At 68.1% G+C, this 19,870-nt stretch carries 19 protein-coding genes; 4 read left to right on the forward strand and 15 right to left on the reverse strand.

Annotated elements, in window-relative coordinates:
* Nucleotides 1-308: 308 nt before the first annotated feature.
* Entirely contained in the window at nt 309-719 is a 411-nt protein-coding gene (locus DBO33_RS31400) for a DUF4345 domain-containing protein (protein WP_107658274.1), read from the reverse strand.
* Nucleotides 720-849: 130 nt separating this feature from the next.
* Here DBO33_RS31400 and DBO33_RS31405 point away from each other — a divergent pair, with 130 nt between their 5' ends.
* Complete coding sequence (locus DBO33_RS31405) at nt 850-1,449, forward strand: TetR/AcrR family transcriptional regulator (protein ID WP_107658275.1); 600 nt, start codon at nt 850-852, stop codon at nt 1,447-1,449.
* A gap of 103 nt (nt 1,450-1,552) precedes the next feature.
* On the opposite strand, the gene truB is transcribed toward DBO33_RS31405, so the two are convergent.
* The 11 genes from truB to rimP form a co-directional block, all read right to left on the reverse strand.
* A complete protein-coding gene (truB, locus tag DBO33_RS31410) occupies nt 1,553-2,458 on the reverse strand; it encodes a tRNA pseudouridine(55) synthase TruB (RefSeq protein ID WP_107658276.1) in 906 nt (301 codons plus the stop codon).
* Nucleotides 2,458-3,126, reverse strand: a complete 669-nt coding sequence (gene npt / locus DBO33_RS31415; protein ID WP_107660753.1) for a 4'-phosphopantetheinyl transferase Npt — start codon at nt 3,124-3,126, stop codon at nt 2,458-2,460. The genes truB and npt overlap by 1 nt, the downstream gene beginning before the upstream one ends.
* A 157-nt stretch (nt 3,127-3,283) precedes the next feature.
* The gene (locus DBO33_RS31420; RefSeq protein ID WP_107660754.1) at nt 3,284-4,240 is read right to left on the reverse strand and encodes a metallophosphoesterase family protein; all 957 of its coding nucleotides are present in this window, start codon (nt 4,238-4,240) and stop codon (nt 3,284-3,286) included.
* A 368-nt stretch (nt 4,241-4,608) separates the two neighbouring features.
* The gene (locus DBO33_RS31425) at nt 4,609-6,054 is read right to left on the reverse strand and encodes an MATE family efflux transporter (protein WP_107658277.1); all 1,446 of its coding nucleotides are present in this window, start codon (nt 6,052-6,054) and stop codon (nt 4,609-4,611) included.
* An 87-nt stretch (nt 6,055-6,141) separates the two neighbouring features.
* Entirely contained in the window at nt 6,142-7,143 is a 1,002-nt protein-coding gene (locus DBO33_RS31430) for a DHH family phosphoesterase (protein WP_107658278.1), read from the reverse strand.
* Nucleotides 7,144-7,156: 13 nt separating this feature from the next.
* Nucleotides 7,157-7,600 (reverse strand): 30S ribosome-binding factor RbfA, encoded by a 444-nt coding sequence (gene rbfA, locus DBO33_RS31435; RefSeq protein WP_107658279.1) that lies wholly within the window; start codon nt 7,598-7,600, stop codon nt 7,157-7,159.
* A gap of 54 nt (nt 7,601-7,654) precedes the next feature.
* A complete protein-coding gene (locus tag DBO33_RS31440; protein WP_107660755.1) occupies nt 7,655-7,945 on the reverse strand; it encodes a DUF503 domain-containing protein in 291 nt (96 codons plus the stop codon).
* Between the two features lie 97 nt (nt 7,946-8,042).
* A complete protein-coding gene (gene infB / locus DBO33_RS31445; protein WP_107658280.1) occupies nt 8,043-11,084 on the reverse strand; it encodes a translation initiation factor IF-2 in 3,042 nt (1,013 codons plus the stop codon).
* Between the two features lie 110 nt (nt 11,085-11,194).
* Nucleotides 11,195-11,554 carry a YlxR family protein gene (locus DBO33_RS31450; protein WP_228541408.1) on the reverse strand — a complete coding sequence of 120 codons (360 nt, stop codon included), beginning with the start codon at nt 11,552-11,554 and terminating at the stop codon, nt 11,195-11,197.
* Nucleotides 11,555-11,622: 68 nt separating this feature from the next.
* Entirely contained in the window at nt 11,623-12,654 is a 1,032-nt protein-coding gene (gene nusA / locus DBO33_RS31455; protein ID WP_107658281.1) for a transcription termination factor NusA, read from the reverse strand.
* On the reverse strand, nt 12,651-13,325 hold the full coding sequence (gene rimP, locus DBO33_RS31460; protein ID WP_107658282.1) for a ribosome maturation factor RimP: 675 nt from the start codon (nt 13,323-13,325) through the stop codon (nt 12,651-12,653). The genes nusA and rimP overlap by 4 nt, the downstream gene beginning before the upstream one ends.
* Before the next feature lie 197 nt (nt 13,326-13,522).
* On the opposite strand from rimP, the gene DBO33_RS31465 reads away from it, so the two are divergent.
* Both DBO33_RS31465 and DBO33_RS31470 read left to right on the forward strand, forming a co-directional pair.
* Complete coding sequence (locus DBO33_RS31465) at nt 13,523-14,128, forward strand: hypothetical protein (RefSeq protein WP_234391141.1); 606 nt, start codon at nt 13,523-13,525, stop codon at nt 14,126-14,128.
* On the forward strand, nt 14,125-14,559 hold the full coding sequence (locus DBO33_RS31470; RefSeq protein ID WP_107658283.1) for a ferritin-like domain-containing protein: 435 nt from the start codon (nt 14,125-14,127) through the stop codon (nt 14,557-14,559). The genes DBO33_RS31465 and DBO33_RS31470 overlap by 4 nt, the downstream gene beginning before the upstream one ends.
* Before the next feature lie 59 nt (nt 14,560-14,618).
* On the opposite strand, the gene DBO33_RS31475 is transcribed toward DBO33_RS31470, so the two are convergent.
* Nucleotides 14,619-16,370, reverse strand: a complete 1,752-nt coding sequence (locus DBO33_RS31475) for an acyl-CoA dehydrogenase family protein (RefSeq protein WP_107658284.1) — start codon at nt 16,368-16,370, stop codon at nt 14,619-14,621.
* 187 nt (nt 16,371-16,557) lie between these two features.
* Nucleotides 16,558-18,315 (reverse strand): proline--tRNA ligase, encoded by a 1,758-nt coding sequence (locus tag DBO33_RS31480; RefSeq protein WP_107658285.1) that lies wholly within the window; start codon nt 18,313-18,315, stop codon nt 16,558-16,560.
* A 58-nt stretch (nt 18,316-18,373) separates the two neighbouring features.
* Here DBO33_RS31480 and yaaA point away from each other — a divergent pair, with 58 nt between their 5' ends.
* Nucleotides 18,374-19,117, forward strand: a complete 744-nt coding sequence (gene yaaA / locus DBO33_RS31485) for a peroxide stress protein YaaA (RefSeq protein WP_107658286.1) — start codon at nt 18,374-18,376, stop codon at nt 19,115-19,117.
* Nucleotides 19,118-19,132: 15 nt separating this feature from the next.
* On the opposite strand, the gene DBO33_RS31490 is transcribed toward yaaA, so the two are convergent.
* Nucleotides 19,133-19,765, reverse strand: a complete 633-nt coding sequence (locus DBO33_RS31490) for an HD domain-containing protein (protein ID WP_107658287.1) — start codon at nt 19,763-19,765, stop codon at nt 19,133-19,135.
* Nucleotides 19,766-19,870: the final 105 nt, after the last annotated feature.

A 19,870-nucleotide genomic window follows, 5' to 3' on the forward strand; every position in this document is an offset into this window, starting at 1 on the left:
GTTCTCGCACTTTGCCGCAGCCATGTGCCACTCGCCGCCACGAGTGCGGGTGGCCAGCTGTGAGGTCGCGCGGCGCCCGCGCCCCTGGACTCGATCCGGCGAATCAGGCCGACAACAACGTTGAGTCCACAGTCCGCCTGGCGGCGTCGGGCGCCGTCGATGTGGGCCGCTGGCCTGTGGTGAGTTGCTTTGAGCAAACGTGGAATTCGCGCAACGGCCGAAGCTTCGAGAGGGCGCACGACCGGCCAGGCGCCACGAGCGGGGCTCCAGTCCAGTCCGGCCGAGAGTAGCGAAGCTATCCGGTTCGATCAGGCGCTGGTGGGGGCGGACAACGTTGCGGGAGTGCGCTTTTCGTCGGCAGTGGCCAGCCACCAAAAGACTGGCGGCAGGACTACTTCGATGACAGTAAGGACGATCTGGAACCAGTGCGGCCAGCCGTAGACGGCCACGGAGACGGCGCGGCCGACGGCGCCGAGCAGGAAGATGCCTGCCAGCCAGCGGGTCACGGTCGAGGGGATCGGGGATTCGCGGGCTGCCCAGATCCAGGCCGCGCCGTAGCCGACAAAGATCGCGCCGAAGAAGCGGCTCTGACTGTCGGCGGTGGCGCCCAGATCGCCCATGTCGGGGACGGCGTCGTTGCCGAGTGCGATGTGCAGGAAGCCGATCGCCACGCAGGCGACTCCCATCACCATGGATAGCCATTTGAGTGTTGCAGCCATGTGTTTCTCCCCGGAGGTGTGCGAATACCGCTGGTGCGCAGTGTGTTCCGCCAACCACCCACTAGTAGATGGTTGTCTACTAAGAGACCCTACGACGGTTAGTAGACAAACGTCAACTAAGCTTTTCCGGATGAGTACTCGCCGCCGCCTCTCCCCCGACGAGCGCCGCAAGGTGCTGCTCGAAGCCGGTGCGCGGTTGTTCGCCGAACGCGCCTACGACGCGGTGCTGATGGAGGACGTCGCCGCGGCCGCCGGAGTATCCCGCGCACTGCTCTACCGCCACTTCCCCAGCAAGCGGGACCTTTTCGCGGGCGTCTACGAAGAGGCGGCCGATCAGCTGCTGGTCGCGACAACGTTCGACACTGAAAGGCCCCTCGCCGAGCAACTCGCCGCGGGGCTCGACACGCACTTCGACTACTTCGAAGCCAATGCCCACAGCGTGCTCGCGGCCAATCGTGTACTCGCCGGCGATCCCACGATTCAGGCGATCATCGCGGGCGAACTCGGCGAACTACGTCACCGACTCCTGGACGTCATGGGGGTCGTAGGCACCACCCGCACTCAGGTGTCCTCAATCCTGATGAGCTGGCTGACCTTCGTCCGCATACTCACCGTCGAATGGCTGGAGAACAAGCACTTCTCCCGCGCGGAGCTGCTCGACATCAGCGTCGGCGCACTCCTCGGTGCCCTGCGCCCGATCCTGGGGGACGATGCGGAGAACCCGGCCTGAGCCCCCACTTTTCGTTCACGAAGCCCCGAATTCGACTGGATCACGAGAGAAGTGTCCGCTCAGACCGGGAGCCGCGACTACCGGCAACCCCGCGGTCTGCGGCCTAAAGGTTGGACGGGCGGACGACCATGACGGAGGCCGCGCGCTTGCCGCTCTCCTGGAGGAGAGCGATCGCGCGACCCTCCTGATCGATGGCGGCGTAGACGCCGGGCAGGCCGATGGGGTCCAGCCAGCGGCCGTTGCGGAGGTCGTTGGCTTGGGTTTCGTCGATCTCCCGGTGTGGGAAGGCGGTTCGGACCGCTTCGTCCATGTCGAGGCTGAGCAGGGAGGCCTCGGATTCGGCGGCGGTGGCCAATTCGTCGAGGGTGCGGGCGTGTTCGAGGGTGAACGGGCCGACTCTGGTGCGGCGCAACGCCGTCAGGTGGCCGCCGACGCCGAGCGCGGCGCCGAGGTCCCGGGCGAGGGCGCGCACGTAGGTGCCGGAGGAGCATTCGACGAGCACGTCCAGGTCGACGAACGCGCCGTCCTGGATGTCGCGGCGAGCGAGAAGGTCGAAGCGCGACACGGTGACCGGGCGGGCGGCCAACTGCACGTCTTCGCCTGCGCGGTGCCGGGCGTAGGCGCGTTCGCCGTCCACTTTGATCGCGCTGACGGTGGCGGGCACCTGTTCGATGTCGCCGGTGAGTTTCGCTGTGTGCGCGGCGATGTCGGTGTCGGCGAGGTGCAACGCCGGGGTGGTCGACAGCACCTCACCCTCGGCGTCGTCGGTGGTGGTGGCCTGACCGAGGCGGATGGTCGCGGTGTACGCCTTGGTGGTCAGCGTGAGCAGGCCGAGCAGTTTGGTGGCGCGTTCCACGCCGAGCACCAGGACACCGGTCGCCATCGGGTCCAGGGTGCCCGCGTGGCCGATCTTCTTGGTACGCAGCAGCTTCCGGCACTTCGCGACGACGTCGTGGCTGGTCCAGCCGCCATCCTTGTCGACGATCAGCAGTCCGCCGAGACCGTTCATCAGTCGAGCACGATCGCGGTGAGGATGAACCCGTCGGTGATCAGCCAGCGGCCGTCGAACGAAAGCAACGGCACCCCACCGTCGTTCGTCTGCCCGGGCACCAGCAGCTTGCTGTGGAAGGTACCCCGACCGGAAGTGCCTGAGCTGTCCTGGATCTCGAAGGTGATGTGCGCTTCCTCGAAGCCGAGCCAGCGTGCGGTCAGCGGCCACCACGCCTTGAAAGTCGCTTCTTTCGCGCAGAACAGCAGCCGGTCCAGGTGCAGCGCGGAACCGGTGGACCGCAACCACTCCCGCTCCGGCGGCAGACTCACCGAATCCAGCACGCCCTCGGGCAGCGCCGCATGCGGCTCGGCATCGATCCCGATCGAACGGAAACGCATCTTGTGCGCCAACGCGGCGGCCCGATACCCGTCGCAATGGGTGAGACTGCCGACGACGCCACGCGGCCACACCGGCGCGCCCCGCTCACCCTTGCCGATCGCCACCTGCGGCTCACCGAGCTCCGCCAGCGCCAACCGCGCGCAATACCTGGCCCCGATGAAGTCCCGCCGCCGCTTCTCCACCGCCTTCGCGATGAGATGCTCCTCGGCCGGATGCGCCTTCAGGTCCTCCGGATACTCCAGCAGCTCAGCCGACGCCACACCGGCGGGCAAAATGTTCTCGATCAGTTCCGCCACCCCGAAACTTCAGGCCAGACTCGCGAGCCACTTCCGTATGGCTGGCGCCCGGCGGTCAACGGATGGGCGAGTTTGCCCGTACCCGACGAGTTACCCATGTACACACCAAATCAGTAGTCGCGTTGGGAATCAAATTGCTGGCGCGGCATCAGACGCCGCGGCGGCGTTGTGCTTTGGCGCGCATTTCCGCGGCTGCGGCTTCCATTTCGGGGGTGACCTTGAAGTGTCCGCCCCAGTCGTTCAGGGAGCCGGGCGGGTACTCCGGGGCCGGGAGGATTTGGCGAAGTAGGCGTTCTGGGAGGCCGCGGCGTTGCCATTCGCGGGGGTAGCCGAGGGACACCTCCTCGAAGCGGACGCCGTCGTAATGCGAGGTGCGCGGGATGTGCAGGTGGCCGTAGACCGAGCAGACCACGTTGTAGCGGGTGTGCCAGTCGGCGGTCAGTTCAGTGCCGCACCAGAGCGCGAACTCGGGATAGAACAGCACGTCGGTGGGCTGACGAACCATCGGGAAGTGGTTGATCAGGACCAGCGGCGTGCCCTCGGGCAGCGCGTCCAGCTTGCGTTTGGTGAACTGCACGCGGGCGTGGCACCACGCGTCGCGCGTCAGGTACGGGTCCGGGGAGAGCAGGTATTCGTCGGTGGCCACCACATTGCGGTCTCGCGCAATGGCGAGCCCTTCGGCCTTTGTGGTGGCGCCTTCCGGCAGGAACGAGTAGTCGTACAGCAGGAACAGCGGCGCCAGCGTCACCGGCCCGCCGTACTGCTCCGCGCCCGCACCCTCCCACACCGGGAACGGGTCCTCCGGGGTCAGCACGTCGAGGTCGCGGCAGATCGAGACGAGGTAGTCGTAGCGGGCGACGCCGGTCATCTGCACCGGATCCTTCGCCGTCGTCCACAGCTCGTGGTTGCCGGGCACCCAGATAACCTTGGCGAACCGGCCACGCAGCAACTCCAGTGCCCACCGGAAATCGTCGGTCTTCTCCCCCACGTCCCCGGCCACGATCAGCCAGTCCTCCGGTGAGTCGGCGTGGATCTGCTCGACTACCGGCCGATTCCCCTGGTGTCCGACATGAATGTCGCTCACCGCCATCAACTTGGGTATCACCACACCTACCTTGGCACACTCCCACCACCCCGCGCCCGTCACCCCGCGCTCTCCCTGTCACGCGCCACAAGGCGAGCACTCCTCGAGACCCGCCCGAGATCAAGGTATGGCCGGGACCATGATCGACGGAACACTGTGGCGGCAAAGCGCAAGGGGGCCGCCGGCATGTCCCGTTCGTCATGAGTGGTGCCCTGCTACCGGTGCGGGCTGTGATTGCCGCGCTGGCTGTGATTGCGGCGCTGGCTGTGATTGTGTCGCCGGGTGCTCGCGGTGCTTTTGGTGGGCGCTGTTATCGAGATCGAGGCGCTGGTTGCCGCAGGCGCGGTTGCGCTGGCGGCGTCGGCGCGGTCCAGGTCGCGGCAGCCCGCCTATACCTGTTGCCGGGGGATTTCAGCGCCGATCTGCGCCCACCGTCCGGACCAGGCTCGCCAGGAAACCGCGACCAGCCGCAGCATCATGAAAGCGACCAGCCCGGACCAGATTCCGGCGATACCCCAGTCGAAGACCAGGGAAAGCCAGATGGCGGGGAGGAAGCCGAGGATGGCGGCGGCGAGGGTGCTGGTGCGCAGGTAGGCCGCGTCGCCCGCGCCGAGCAGGACGCCGTCGAGGGCGAAGACGATGCCTGCCACGGGGATGATGCAGACGAAGAACCACCAGGCGACATGGGTGCGGTTCAGGACGTCGGGATCGTCGGTGAACAGTTTCGGGATAAGCATGGCACCCGCGGCGAAGCACGCGGCCAGGGCGAGGGCGAAGATCTCCGACCACCGGGTGACCCGGGCGGCCAGTCCGCGGGCACCACGCGCGTCACCGGCACCGAGGGCCGCGCCGACCAGGGTTTGGGCGGCGATGGCGAGCGAATCCAGCGTCAGGGCAAGGAAGTTCCACAGCTGTAGGACCAACTGGTGGGCGGCGACAGAGGCCGCACCGAAGCGCGCCGCGACGGCGGCGGCGGAGACGAAGCACGCTTGGAAGGCGAGACTGCGGGCGATCAGGTCACGACCGAGCACCAGCTGCGCGCGCATCACCGACCAGTGCGGCACGAGGGAAACACGCTCCCTGACAAGGGCATTCAGAAACAGCCCGGCCATCACCAGCTGACCGGCAACATTCGCGACGGCGGACCCGGGCAACTCCCACCGCGGCGCCCCGAACCATCCGTGCACCAGCACCGGACACAACACCGCCGAAACACCCAGCCCGGCAACAACATAGACGAGCGGCCGCCGAGTCTCCCGCCCCCCGCCCAACCCCCCGTTCCCCGCCATGGAGATCAAAATCAGCGGCACCCCGAACAGCGCGACCCGCACCCAAACCAACGCCTCGTCCGCGATGTCCCCACCACCGGAGATCGCATTGATCAGCGGTACCGCGAAAACCTGGACCAGCAGCAGAATCAGCGCACCGGCTACGATCGCCAACCACGTCGCCTGCACCCCCTCGGCCACCGCACCCCGCTCATCCCCCGCACCGTGCCGACGCGCCGCCCGCGCCGTCGTCCCGTACGACAGGAACGTCAACTGCGAACTCACCTGCGCCAGAATCAATCCCCCGACCGCGAGCCCGGCCAACGCCAGCGCCCCGAGCCGTCCGACCACAGCGAGATCGAACAGCAGATACAGCGGCTCGGCCACCAACACCCCCAGCGTCGGCAGCGCAAGCCCGAGAATGCGTCGCGGCCCCACCCCGGCCGCCGAATCCGACGCTGTAGCAACACGAGAAACGTCCCCGGCTCCCCCGGAAACATCCGACGCCGTGCCAACGAGCGCAGGATCCTCGGTTCCGCCGGAGACCTCCGCACCGCCCGAGCTCATCGAACCCACGAAACCTCCCCGTCGCCGCCTACGATCCTGCCCACGCGAGACTCTGCCACGAGCCACCGACAAACAGCCGCGGCAGCCTCACCCGAGCGCAGCCAGCAACCCGGCAACCAGATCGTCCGGATTCCCATAAGCCGTGTACCCAGCGGCAAATCGATGGCCACCCCCACCGAGCGCGGTCGCTATCTCCGCAACATCCACCCCGTCGTCCGCCCCGGGCCGACTGTCCCTGGCCCGCAACGACACCGTCCACCGATCGGCGACGCTACTGGACTGCTTGAACACCGCGGCGATCCCCGCCTCCGAGGTGGTGCGCACGATGTCGATGACACTCTCCGCCTCCTCGGAACTCACCCCGGCGATGTCCTCACGCCGCACGACCGCATAAACCAGCCCGATGCCGCCGTGCACCCCAGGCTCGAGCTGCGCGGTACTCAGTACCCGGGACAGCATGGTCAACCACCCGAACGGATGCGTGTCCAGCAAGGCCCTGGCGATCTCGGCACTATCGATACCGGTGGCGAGCAGCCGCTCGGCCAACTCGTGCGTACCGGGACGAACCCACCGAAACGAGCCGGTATCGGTGACCAGCCCGGCGTAAAGGCAGTGCGCCACTTCGGCATCGATCGGCACACCCCACGCGTCGAGCAGCCGCACAATCAAACTGGTCGTCGATTCCGCGCCCGCATCGATCACATTGATCGATCCGAACCGGGTATTGGACCGATGATGGTCGAGCACCAAAGTCTTTGCGGCCCCGGACATTCGATCGGCCAGCGCACCGAGCCGCCCGGCACTGCCGCAGTCGACCGCGACCAGCAGATCGACCTCGGCAGGCACGTCGCCGGGCGCCACCAGGTGGTGCACCCCGGGCAGCGACCGCATCGACTCCGGCAGTTCGGCCGGTTCGGCGAACGACACCCATACCGGTATCCCGCGCCGATGCAGGACCAGCGCCAGCGCGAGACCGCTGCCGACGGTGTCGGCGTCCGGTTGCACATGGCAGAGGATGGTGACCGAGCGGGCGGCGTTCAACGCCTCGACGGCAGATTCGAGGTCGACCGCGTCCCGCATCGTCGTCATCGTCTACCGCATGTCACTCTGCGTCGTCGCGTTCGACCTTGTACGGGTCGGCGTCGCCGGCGTGCCTGGCGTTGGCCGCCACTTTCGCCACCTCTTCGTCCGCGGCCTTGGCCCTGGCCAGCAGTTCTTCCATGTCCTTCGCGACCTCGGGCACTTTGTCGAGCACGAACGCCAGGGTCGGCGTGAACTTCACGCCGGTGCCCGCGCCCACCTTCGAGCGCAGCACCCCCTTGGCTTTTTCCAGGCCCGCCGCGGCGCCCTGGTAGTCCGGTTCGGTGTCCAAGGTTTCGCCGAGGACCGTGTAGTACACCGTCGCCTCACGCAGATCGCCGGTGACCTTGGCATCGGTAATGGTCACGAAACCCAGCCGCGGATCCTTGATCTCATATTCGATCGCGGTCGCCACGATCGAGGAAATCCGCTTGGCGAGTCGGCGTGCCCTGGCTTGATCCACCATGGCTGAACCTTCCTCACTCTGTCTATTGTCGGTGGAACCAACGGTCCACCGTTATCAGTCTTCGGGCCCGAAGATCCTGCGGCGTACTGCCAGCAACTGTAACTCCGGACGTGCCGCGACATGCCGCTCACAACGGTCGAGTACCTCGGTCAGGTGATCCATACCGGAACTGACCAGGGCAACCCCCAGCAATGATCGGCGGTAGCGGTCTTGCTCCCCGCCCTCGGCGGCACTCACGCCGAAGCGCTGCAACTCGGCCAGGATCGGCCGGATCACGGAACGCTTCTCTTTCAGTGAATGCACGTCACCGAGCAGAAGATCGAACTCGAGTGCCCCCAGGAACACCTGCACACCTCTTTGTGTCGAAAAGGCACGAGCTCCGAGCAGCTCGCCGCGCACGTCACGCCGAGCGGGTAGCCCGGCGTGACGTGCGGTCGAGAACTCAGTCGCGCGGCTTCTCGCGCAGCTCGTAGGCCTGGATGATGTCGCCTTCCTTGATGTCGTTGTAGGTCAACGTCAAACCGCATTCGAAGCCCTCACGGACCTCGGTGACGTCGTCCTTTTCCCGCTTCAAGGAGGAGATCGTGACCGTTTCGGCGATCACGACGTTGTCCCGGAGCAAGCGCGCCTTGGCGTTGCGCTTGACCGAACCCTCGAGCACCATACAGCCGGCGATGTTGCCGACCTTCGACGAACGGAAGATCGCGCGGATCTCGGCGCGGCCCAGGTCGACCTCTTCGTAGATCGGCTTGAGCATGCCCTTGAGGGCCTTCTCGATCTCGTCGATGGCCTGGTAGATCACCGAGTAGTACCGGATGTCCACGCCTTCGCGGTTCGCCAGCTCGGTCGCCTTGCCCTCGGCCCGGACGTTGAACCCGATGATGATCGCGTTCGACGCCGACGCCAGGTTGACGTTGGTCTCGGTGACACCACCGACACCGCGGTCGATGACCCGCAGGCGAACCTCGTCGTCGATCTGGATACCGAGCAGCGCCTCTTCGAGGGCCTCGACGGTACCGGAGTTGTCGCCCTTGAGGATCAGGTTGAGCTCCGAAGTCTCCTTCAGTGCGGCATCCAGATCTTCCAGGCTGATCCGCTTGCGGCTGCGTGCGGCCAGCGCGTTGCGCTTGCGCGCATTGCGGCGGTCGGCGATCTGGCGAGCGATCCGGTCCTCGTCGACCACGAGCAGGTTGTCACCGGCGCCCGGCACCGACGTGAAGCCGATGACCTGGACCGGCCGCGACGGCAGCGCCGCGGTGACATCCTCGCCGTGCTCGTCGACCATGCGACGGACGCGACCGTAGGCGTCGCCCGCCACGATCGAGTCGCCGACGTGCAGCGTGCCGCGCTGGATGAGCACGGTCGCCACCGGGCCACGGCCGCGGTCGAGGTGCGCCTCGATGGCGACACCCTGCGCGTCCATGTCCGGGTTGGCCCGCAGGTCCAGTGCCGCGTCCGCGGTCAGCAGCACCGCTTCGAGCAGCGCGTCGATGTTGGTGCCCTGCTTGGCGGAGATGTCGACGAACATGGTGTCGCCACCGTATTCCTCGGCAACCAGGTTGTATTCGGTCAGCTGCTGCCGGATCTTGTCCGGGTTCGCGCCTTCCTTGTCAATCTTGTTGACCGCCACCACGATCGGCACGTCGGCCGCCTGCGCGTGGTTGATCGCCTCCACCGTCTGCGGCATGACACCGTCGTCGGCGGCGACCACCAGGATCGCGATATCGGTGGCCTTCGCACCACGGGCACGCATGGCGGTGAACGCCTCGTGACCCGGGGTGTCGATGAAGGTGATGAGGCGGTCGTTCTCGCCCAGATGGGTCAGCACCTGGTAGGCGCCGATGTGCTGGGTGATGCCACCGGCCTCGCCCTCACGGACGTTGGCCTTACGGATCGTGTCGAGCAGTCGAGTCTTACCGTGGTCGACGTGACCCATGACGGTCACCACCGGCGGACGCTGTTCGAGATCGTCTTCGCCGCCCGCGTCTTCGCCGTAGGTCAGGTCGAACGACTCCAGCAGCTCGCGGTCCTCGTCCTCCGGGCTGACCACGTGCACGACGTAGTTCATCTCGCTGCCGAGCAGCTCGAGGGTCTCGTCGTTCACCGACTGGGTCGCGGTGACCATTTCGCCGAGGTTGAACAAGGCTTGGACCAAAGCAGCGGGGTTCGCGTCGATCTTCTCCGCGAAGTCCGAGAGCGAGGCGCCACGGGCGAGCCGGATGATCTCGCCGTTGCCGCGAGGCAGGCGAACGCCGCCGATGGCGGGCGCTTGCATGCTCTCGTACTCGGCGCGCTTCGCCCGCTTCGACTTACGGCCACGACGCGGCGCGCCACCGGGACGACCGAACGCACCGGCCGCACCGCCACGACCACCGGGACCACCCGGACGACCGCCACCGCCGCCACCGGGACGACCACGGAAACCACCGGGAGCGCCACCGGCACCGGGCGCACCCGTGCCGGCGCCTGCGCCACCACCGGGAGCGCCGCCGCCGCGGTAGCCACCGCCACCGCCGCCGCCACCGGGACGACCTGCGCCGCCACCGCCGCCGGGACGACCACCGGGACCACCCGGACGACCGCCGCCGGGACCACCGGCACCGCCCGGACGTGCCGCACGAGACGGCATCGCACCGGGGTTAGGACGAGGAGGCATCGAGCCGGGGCTCGGACGCGGGCCACCGGGACGGGGACCACCCTGGCCGGGAGCCGGACGGGCGCCGCCCTGCGCCGGTGTGCCGGGCCGCGGGCTGCCCTGGGCCGGACCGGGACGGGGACCGCCCTGAGCCGGACCCGGACGCGGGCCACCCTGGCCGGGAGCCGGACGCGGCGCGGGCCGCTCGGGAGCCGACGAATACGGATTGTTGCCGACGCGCGGGGTCTTCGGACCCGGACGCGGACCCGAGCCACCGGGGCGCGGGGCACCCTGTGCCGGAGCACCGGGACGTTGCTGCTGCTGACCCGGGCGCGCCGCGTTCGGCGTCGGGCGCGGCCCGGCCGGTGCGGGCGCCGAGCTCGCGGTTGCCTCGGTGGACGCCGCGGCGGCGGGTGCCGCCGGTGCGGATTCCTGAGCGGCGGCGGGCTTGGCCGCCGGGGGCGTCGGACGGGCCGCGGGTCCCGGCTTCACGGCCGGTCCCTCGCTGGTCCGCGGGGCGCTGGCCTCACGGACGGTTTCCTGAGCCGCTGCGGCCGGGGCGGGCGCGGGAGCCGGCGGACGGGGACCCGGACGCGGGCCGCCTCCTGCGGGCTTCGCGGCCGGACGGGCCGAAGAGGACGACGGGCCGGGGCGTGATCCCGACTTGTTGCCGTTCGCGGGGGCTGATTTCGTTGCGAACGACTCACGCAGCCGACGTGCGACGGGAGCTTCCACCGTCGAGGACGCCGACTTCACAAACTCGCCCTGCTCCTTGAGCGTTGCGAGTAGTTCCTTGCTTGTGACACCGAGCTCTTTAGCCAACTCGTGCACGCGGGCCTTGCCTGCCACTGCTCTCCTCACTGAGAGGTCGAGCAGGTGCTCCCGTTGTTCAGGGACGGGGCCCGCACGACCTCGGGTTATCTCCGATGGACGTTCATCGTTGGTGCTTCACGGTGTGCTCATGAGTGCTCGTGCCTGTTCTCGAGGTACTGCTCCAGGGCTGAGATATCCAGATTTCCGGACACTCTTAGTGCTCTGCCGAATGCTCGGCGCCGTTCTGCCGCGGTCAGACAAGCCGAGACGGGGTGCAACCAGGCACCCCGTCCGGGAAGTCTGCGCCGCGGATCAGGAACAATCGCGACGGAGTGGGCACCGTTTCCGGTATCCGATTCCCGTGCCACGATCCGCAACAGATCGGCGGCCAACTCGCGCTTCCGGCATCCGATACAGGTCCGAATCGGTTGCGCGTGCTGAACCTGTGTCCACTCTACCGCCGACCCGGTCGGATCAACGAACCGCTCCCCCGCGGAAGTTACCAACATGTCATCCCGACGGTTCGATTCCCGACCCGTCCCGTCCAACGGACGGTGCGCCGCGTCGGTTCCGGTCAACTGCGGTGGGCCTCGGTCCGCACCGAGCCGCCGCCCATGTCAGGGGCGGCGTCGCTGCGGATATCGATGCGCCAGCCGGTCAGCCGGGCGGCCAGGCGGGCGTTCTGCCCCTCCTTGCCGATGGCCAGCGAGAGCTGGAAATCGGGCACCACGACTCGCGCGGCGCGCGCCTCCGGATCGACAATGGTGACCGACACCACTTTCGACGGCGAGAGCGCATTGCCGACGAAGGTCGCCGGATCCTCGGCGTAATCGATGATGTCGATCTTCTCGCCGGCCAGCTCGCTCATCACGTTGCGCACACGCTGCCCCATCGGCCCGATGCAGGCGCCCTTGGCGTTCACGCCGGACACGGTGCTGCGCACCGCGATCTTGGAGCGGTGCCCGGCCTCGCGCGCCACCGCGACGATTTCGACGGAGCCATCGGCGATTTCGGGGACCTCGAGCGCGAACAGCCGCCGCACCAGATTCGGATGCGTGCGCGACAGGGTGATCTGCGGGCCGCGCGGACCGCGCGAGACACCGACGACGTAACACTTGATCCGGTCGCCGTGCTCGTAGGTCTCCCCCGGCACCTGCTCGGCGGGCGGGATCAGGCCCTCCGCGCCGTGCAATTCACTGCCGATGCGCACCACGATGGTGCCGCGGGCGTTGGCTCTCGCGTCGCGCTGCACCACGCCGCCGACGATGTCACCCTCGTGCGTGGAGAACTCGCCGAAGGACTTCTCGTTCTCGGCGTCCCGCAGCCGCTGCAGCACCACCTGACGCGCGGTGGTCGCCGCGATCCGGCCGAAACCCTCTGGGGTGTCGTCCCATTCGGAGACCATGTTGCCGTCGGCGTCCAGTTCGCGCGCCATCACCCGGACCGTTCCGGTCTTCTGGTTGATGTCGATGCGCGCGTTGGGCTGATGGCCCTCGGTGTGCCGGTAAGCGGTGAGCAGCGCCGACTCGATCGCGGAGATCACGGTCTCGATCGAGATCCCCTTGTCGGCGACGATCGCACGCAGGGCTTCGATTTCGATGTTCATTCCACGATCCCTTCGGTCGGCGAATCGGACGCTGGTACTGATTCGGGTAGTAATGGTGTTGATCCTCGAACATCCGCGGCGTCGACCGCCGGCACATCATCTTCTTGACCAGGGACCGGGCGACCGGGGACCACGCCGCCGGCCAGCTCCAATTCCCTGGCGCCCGGCTTGGCGAACTCGACCTGCACCACCGCCTCGGCGATGTCGGCCACCGGAATCCGCACCCGGTGCGGCTTGTGTTTGCCGCCGAGTACCAGGGCCACTGTATCGCCGCTGAGCTCGCCGACCCTGGCCTCGAATTTCGCCGAGCCACCCGGCTCGGGGGCCTGCGCGGCCTCGCGCAGGTGGACGCGCACCTTGCGCCCGCGCGCGCGACGCCAGTGCCGGTCCGCGGTGAGCGGACGGTCCACGCCCGGTGTGGTGACTTCCAACAGGTACGGGGTTTCCCCGAAATCGCCTGCCTCGTCCAGCAACTCCGAGAGTTCGGTGCTGAGAGCGGCGATGGTGTCCAGATCGGAAGGGCCGTCGCTGTCGACGATCACCTTCAGTCGAGCCTGCGCGTCCGCATGCTTGCCGGTCGTCGAAATATCGACGCCCTCGAGGTCGAATCCTCGGCGTTCGACGAGTCCAGCTATCAGCTGGCTCAGCCTTTCCTCGGTCGGCATCGGCATATGGGGCGGCTCCTGGTTCAGTTGTGACGGCGGTCGGAATTTCTTCTACCGAGGGTCTAGCGTAACGCGCCCAGAGAGTGTAAAGGACCATCGGGCAGGCACTACGCACGCCACGACGCGGGTGCGCGACGGCGGCAGCGCAGCGTAACCCCGATGCCTGGTCCGGTGGCCCCTCGCGAATCTGGCACGATGGTGCCGTGCCTATCCGCCTTCCCGCGCAGCCGAGCGCTGCGCGCACTTCCGGCATCCCGTCCGACCGGCACGATTCCCGGTTCACCATGGGTCGCCGCAGCATGTTACGGCTCGCCGGTGGCGGCACGGCCGGCGTGCTCGCGCTCGGCGCGGCCGCGGGCTGCGGCACCGAGGACAAGGTGTACGAACCGGATCCGCTTGCCGCCCAAGAGGTTCTGGCCCGCGCCGATGCAGCCGCGGCGACCGCGGCCATCGCGCTGGCGCCGCAGCGGCACGCTGCGCTGACCGCGATCGCGGCCGAAAGGATCGAGCACGCAGCCGCTTTGAAGGCCGAGATCGATCGGGTCATCGGCGTCTACGGCGACGGCACCAAGCCGGTCCACCGCACCCGAACGAACGGTCCCGGGCAGCCTGCGGACCCGGCCGCGGTGGGCTCCGGTACGGCCGTGCCGCCGACCACGCCGCCGACGGTGGACGCGCTACGCGCTCAGCTCACCAAGTCACGGCAGTCGGCCGCCGAACTGGCGCGCACCCAGTCGGGGTACCGGGCCGGGCTGCTCGCCTCGATCAGCGCGGCTTGCGCGGCGCAGGCGGGGGTGTTGCTCGCATGACCGAAGCCGAACGCCGAGCTCTGCTCGACGCGCTGAACGCCGAATACGGCGCGGTGTACGCCTACGGCGTGATCGCCGCGTACGCCTCCGCCGAACGCGGCCGACTGGTCGCCGAGACCACCGCTGCCCACCGTGCGCGACGGGACAGCACCATCGACGCCCTGAAGGCGGGCGGTGCCACCGTGCCACCGCCGAGCGCCGCCTATACGGTTCCGTTCGCCGTCAACGACCCGATTCCGGCCGCCCGGCTGGCGGCGACGGTCGAAACCGACACCGCCGTCGCCTGGCGCTCGGTGGTCGAGCGCGCCGACTCCGAGCCCGTGCGCCGCATAGGCATTGATGCGCTCACCGAATGCGCTGTGCGCCTTGCCACTTGGCAGGCGATCCTGGGTACCAACCCGCCGACGGTGGCCTTCCCCGGCAAAGTCTGACGCGGCAAAAGGCCGGTCCCGCAGTGTTTCGCGGGCCCGGCCTTTACCGAATCGTCAGCTTACGGGCGCATCTCGTACGCACCGTCGTACGAGGCCACCTCGGCCCAGACGCGGTCGAAGCGGGCCCGATCGGCGACCGGCGGACGCAAAGCCGAAGCGGCCCAGCCCTGTTGGTCGGGGGTGGCGGACGGCTTGCCGTAGAGCGTGGTGGCGTAGGTGTTGAAGTCGCGGATCTGGAAGTCGAAGATCTGGTCGAGCAGATCGCGATCCAGGCCCGTGATGGCCGCCTGCTCCAGGATCAGCTGGCCGTAGACCACCAGGGAGAACAGGTGGCCGATGGTCAGCATGAAGTCCAGGTCCTTCTGCTGGTCGCCGCTCGGCGCCGCGGTGGTCAGCAGCGTGCGCAGCGCCTGGGCCTGCTCGAAGAAACGGCCGACGTTGGGGATGTCCGCGTGCTTGGCATAGGCGGGCGTCCAGTCGGCGAACTGCACCTTGCCCGCGCCGCGAGCCGGGCCCTGATGCCAGAAGAACTCGTCGTCGGCGGCGTCCTGGCGGGTGCTGATCTCCGGGTATTCCTTCGGGTTGAACAGGTAGTTCGGCATGAACTTCAGGATCTGCCCGACGTTCACGTGCACGGTGCCCTCGAGCCGGGGCAGCGTATTGATCAGCCGCGCCACCTCGGCGAAGTAAGTGTTCTTCTCGAATCCCTTGGCCGCCAGCACATCCAGCAGCAGCGTCATCACGGTCTCGCCCTCGGAGGTCACCTTGGACTTCGTCATCGGGTTGAACAGCAGGTAGCGCCGGTCCTCCAGGCTCGCGCTGCGGAAGTAGTCGACGGCGCGGTCGCTGAACAGCTTCATCGCCACGATGCGGGCGTAGGCGTCCACGAAATTCGTTCGCACATGCGGGAACTCGGTGACCGGGTTGCCGTAGAGGATGCGGTTGTTGGCGTGCGTGATCGCCTCGTAGAAGGAGTGCTCGACCATGCCGATGCCGCCGTGGCAGAGGTTGAACTTGCCCACGTTGACCGTGTTCAGCGCCGCCGAGAACGCCTCGGGTCCGGTGTGCAGGATGTCCTGCGCACGCACCGGGTAGTTCTCCAGACGGAAGGTGCTGACATACATCTGCTGGTGCACGACATTGCCGAGCAGCCGGTAGTTCTCGTGCCGACTGTCCGCGGCGAACCACACGTAGCCGTCCGCGCCTTCGACGTCCTCGCGACGCGAGAACACCGAAACCATGCTCGCCACATTGCCGTTGCCGATGTAGTACTTCTCACCGTTGGCGCGGAACAGGATGCCCGCCTCGGCGTCGTCGCTGCCCGGCGCGCTCGGGGTCAGCACCAGGTCGGTGTTGTAGATGTCGGCGCCGTGCTCGCGCTCGGACAGCCCGAACGCCATCACCTGGCCCTCGGCCAGGTCGGCGGCCGCCCGCTTCTTGGCTTCCTCGTTGTCGCTCTGCCAGATCGGGCCGAGTCCGAGGATGGTCACCTGCTCGGCGTACCAGTACGCCAAACCGTAGAAGCCGAAGATCTCCGACAGCGCCGCGTTGCGCGCCGCATCCCAGCGCCGGTTCTCGTCGCCGTCGGCGTAGGCGGCCGGCGTCAGGAAGGTCGCGAACAGCTTCTCCTTCGCGACGAAGTCCAGGAACTCCGCCGTCCACACCGCGTCCGCGTCGTCGGCGAGCAGCTGGCGCTTACCCCGCCCCTCGAACCACTCGATCGTCGCCCGCAGCAGCCGCCGGGTCTCGGCATCGAACTGCTTCGGGTCGTAAGTGGCCGGGTTGAACAACAACGGATCGGTGCTCGTCATGCCGTTAACTTACCAGCGGGTAACAGCACGCCGGAGCAGGTCTGCCCAACGTCACACCGCAAATCCCGCCTACGCTCCCGTAGGTCGCCGCCGCAACGCGCCGCGAGCCGTCCGGCACCGCGGCGGCAAAGCAAAAAGCGCGGCCCCGATGGGTATCCATCGGGGCCGCGCTGGTCGAGGTGGTGGGTCAGCCGCGGACCCTGGCGACTACCGCAGCGACGGCGGAGTCGGCGGGGAGGTCTTCGGCTTCGCCGGTGAAGCGGTCGCGGAGTTCGACCTTGCCTTCGGCCCAGCCGCGGCCGACGACGAGGACCAACGGCATGCCGAGCAGTTCGGCGTCCTTGAACTTGACGCCGGGAGAAGCGGTGCGGTCGTCGAAGAGGACATCGAGGCCCTGGGCGTTGAGGCCGGCCACGACTTCTTCGGCGCCGGCGCGGGCCGCCTCGTCCTTGTTCGCGATGACGACGTGCACGTCGTAGGGCGCGATCTCGGCGGGCCAGCGCAGGCCCTTCTCGTCGTGCTGCTGCTCGGCGATCACCGCGACCATGCGCGAGACGCCGACGCCGTAGGAGCCCATGGTCAGGCGCACCGGCTTGCCGTTCTCGCCGAGCACGTCGACGTCGAAGGCGTTGGTGTACTTCTGGCCGAGCTGGAAGATGTGGCCGATCTCGATGCCGCGCGACGCGACCAGCGGGCCGCGGCCGTCGGGCGACGGATCGCCGTCGCGGACCTCGGCGGCCTCGATGGTGCCGTCCGGGGTGAAGTCCCGGCCTGCGACGAGGCCGACGACGTGCTTGCCCGGCGCGTCCGCACCGGTGATCCAGGCGGTGCCGGTCACCACGCGGGGATCGACCAGGTAACGAACACCGTTGGCCTGCAACGCCTTCGGCCCGATGTACCCCTTCACCAGGAACGGGTTGGCGGTGAAGTCGGCCTCGGTGAGCAACTCGACCTCGGCGGGCTCGACCGACGCACCTAGGCGCTTGTCGTCGACCTCGCGGTCGCCGGGGATGCCGACGCCGACGATCTCGGACTTGCCGTCCGGGTGGCGCAGCTTCACCATGATGTTCTTCAGGGTGTCGGCCGCGGTCACCGGGCGACCGAACTGCTCGGCGATCCCGGCGCCGTTGGCCCAGTCGACGAGCGTCGCGATAGTGGGGGTATCCGGGGTGTCGTGCACGACCGCCGCGGGCTGTCCCTCGATCGGCAGCGGCTCGGGCGCGGGCGTGATCACAGCCTCCACGTTCGCCGCGTAGCCGGATTCGACGCAGCGCACATACGTGTCCTCGCCGACCGGGCTGTCGGCCAGGAACTCCTCGGACGCACTGCCGCCCATCGCGCCGGAGGTGGCCGCCACGATGACGTACTTCACCTGCAACCGGTCGAAGATCCGCTGGTACGTCTCGCGATGCGCGTCGTAGCTCGCCTTCAGGCCGTCCTCGTTCAGGTCGAACGAGTACGAGTCCTTCATGATGAACTCGCGCCCGCGCAGGATGCCGGCACGCGGCCGTTCTTCGTCGCGGTACTTGTTCTGGATCTGGTACAGGGTGACCGGCAGGTCCTTGTACGAGTTGTATTCGCCCTTCACGGTGAGCGCGAACAGTTCCTCGTGCGTCGGGCCGAGCAGGTAGTCCGCGCCCTTGCGGTCTTGCAGACGGAACAGGCTGTCGCCGTACTCGGTCCACCGGTTGGTGGTCTCGTACGGGTCGCGCGGCAGCAGCGCGGGCAGCGAGATCTCCTGGGCGCCCATCGCGTCCATCTCCTCGCGCACCACGTTCTCGACCCGGCGCAGCACTCGCAGGCCCAGCGGCAGCCAGGAGTAGACGCCCGGCGCGATGCGCCGCACGTATCCGGCGCGGACGAGCAGTTTGTGGCTGGGCACCTCGGCGTCGGCGGGATCGTCGCGCAGGGTACGCAGGAAAAGGCGAGAGAGGCGGGTGATCACGGATGCACAGGGTAGTCGCTGGCGCGACGCTGCTCGCAACGCATTACCGTAATCGCTCGTGCTGGTGCTGCTGCCTCCCTCCGAAACCAAGTCCGACGGTGGTACCGACGTGCCCCTCGACCTGGCCGCGCTGTCGATGCCGCAGCTCACAGCGGTGCGCGAGCGGCTCGTCGACGCGGTGACGAAGCTGGCCACCGACCCGGACGCTTCGCGCACCGTGCTCGGTCTCGGCAAGGGGGCTGACAGCGAGATCGCCCGCAATGCGGCATTGCGCACCTCCCCCACCCGTCCCGCGCTGGAGCGCTACACCGGCGTGCTCTACGACGCGCTCGACGCCCGCTCGTTCAGCAAACCGCAGCGGGCCAAGGCGTACGCGCGGCTCGGCATCGGCTCCGCACTGTTCGGCGCGGTACGCGCGAGCGACCCGATCCCCGCCTACCGGCTCTCCGGCGGCTCGAAACTGCCCGGCCTGCCGACCCTTTCCGCGGTGTGGCGCGATTCTCTCGCCGACGCCCTGCTCGCCGAGGCCAACGGTGACCTGGTCGTCGACCTGCGCTCCGGCACCTACCAGCAGCTCGGCCGCGTCCCGGGCGCCGTCACCGCCAACGTGCTCACCGAGCATCCCGACGGCAGCCGCACCGTGGTGAGCCACTTCAACAAGCATCACAAGGGCCTGCTCGCCCGCGCCCTCGTGCTGACCCGCGCCGAACCCACCGACGTGCGCGGTCTCGCCCGGGTGGCGAGCAAAGCGGGGCTGCGCACCGAAATCGCCTCGCCGACAGAGCTTCTGATCATCACCTGAGAAGCCCTGCGCTGCTCAGCCCGTCGTTGTCAACGCGACCAGCTCGCGGTCGAGATTGTCCCGCGCGGCAGCCTCGAATCGTGCTCGCGCCGTAGGTGTTCGGAACAACCGCGGCTGCCCGGCGAGCCCCTGGAGCACCGCAGCGCGCCCGGCCCGGAACAGCTCGTCGGGCACGTGCCGGTACTCCGCCCGCACCGCCGCCGTGTACGCGGCATACCCCTGTTCGTCGGCCGCCAGCACCGCCAGGTCCGCGTCGCAGAGCACGCCACCGTTCCGGTCGTCGTCGGCCGGATCGTGGGTCGCGGTGAGCCGCACCAACCTGGCCACCTCGCGGACGAGTTCCGCTGCCGCACCGAGGGATTCGAGACCTTTCTCGGCCAGCGCCGCACTCTGTTCTTCATTGTCCGAACGATCGACCGCGTAGATCGCGTCGTGAAAGAACGCCGCGTACCGGACCGCGTCGGCATCGTCGGCATCATCGGCCAGCTCATCGATGACCCCGAGCATCGCGGCCAGGTGATCAACGGTGTGATACCGCCGATGAGCTTCCTGATAACGGCCGATCAGCGCGACCCCCACCGCCTCGGCCTCCGGTCCCGCCAGCTCTACCCACCGCGCGAGCAGGTCCGTCTCCGTCGATGTCCCCATCCGCACAGTCTGACCAACCCGGCAGCTGCGGACAATGCCGGACCCTGTGGTTTACGGCACGTCACCGAACGCCCGGGAAAATCAGATGCGCCGACCCGCAACGTA

It is taken from the genome of Nocardia suismassiliense (genome assembly GCF_900269665.1).
Lineage (GTDB): Bacteria > Actinomycetota > Actinomycetes > Mycobacteriales > Mycobacteriaceae > Nocardia > Nocardia suismassiliense.

Bases quoted from the DNA above. Each gene is read 5' to 3' on its own strand.
- DBO33_RS31400 (WP_107658274.1), bottom strand. From the start codon at position 719: ATGGCTGCAACACTCAAATGGCTATCCATGGTGATGGGAGTCGCCTGC.
- DBO33_RS31405 (WP_107658275.1), top strand. From the start codon at position 850: ATGAGTACTCGCCGCCGCCTCTCCCCCGACGAGCGCCGCAAGGTGCTG.
- truB (WP_107658276.1), bottom strand. From the start codon at position 2,458: ATGAACGGTCTCGGCGGACTGCTGATCGTCGACAAGGATGGCGGCTGG.
- DBO33_RS31425 (WP_107658277.1), bottom strand. From the start codon at position 6,054: ATGAGCTCGGGCGGTGCGGAGGTCTCCGGCGGAACCGAGGATCCTGCG.
- DBO33_RS31430 (WP_107658278.1), bottom strand. From the start codon at position 7,143: ATGACGACGATGCGGGACGCGGTCGACCTCGAATCTGCCGTCGAGGCG.
- rbfA (WP_107658279.1), bottom strand. From the start codon at position 7,600: ATGGTGGATCAAGCCAGGGCACGCCGACTCGCCAAGCGGATTTCCTCG.
- nusA (WP_107658281.1), bottom strand. From the start codon at position 12,654: ATGAACATCGAAATCGAAGCCCTGCGTGCGATCGTCGCCGACAAGGGG.
- rimP (WP_107658282.1), bottom strand. From the start codon at position 13,325: ATGCCGATGCCGACCGAGGAAAGGCTGAGCCAGCTGATAGCTGGACTC.
- DBO33_RS31470 (WP_107658283.1), top strand. From the start codon at position 14,125: ATGACCGAAGCCGAACGCCGAGCTCTGCTCGACGCGCTGAACGCCGAA.
- DBO33_RS31475 (WP_107658284.1), bottom strand. From the start codon at position 16,370: ATGACGAGCACCGATCCGTTGTTGTTCAACCCGGCCACTTACGACCCG.
- DBO33_RS31490 (WP_107658287.1), bottom strand. From the start codon at position 19,765: ATGGGGACATCGACGGAGACGGACCTGCTCGCGCGGTGGGTAGAGCTG.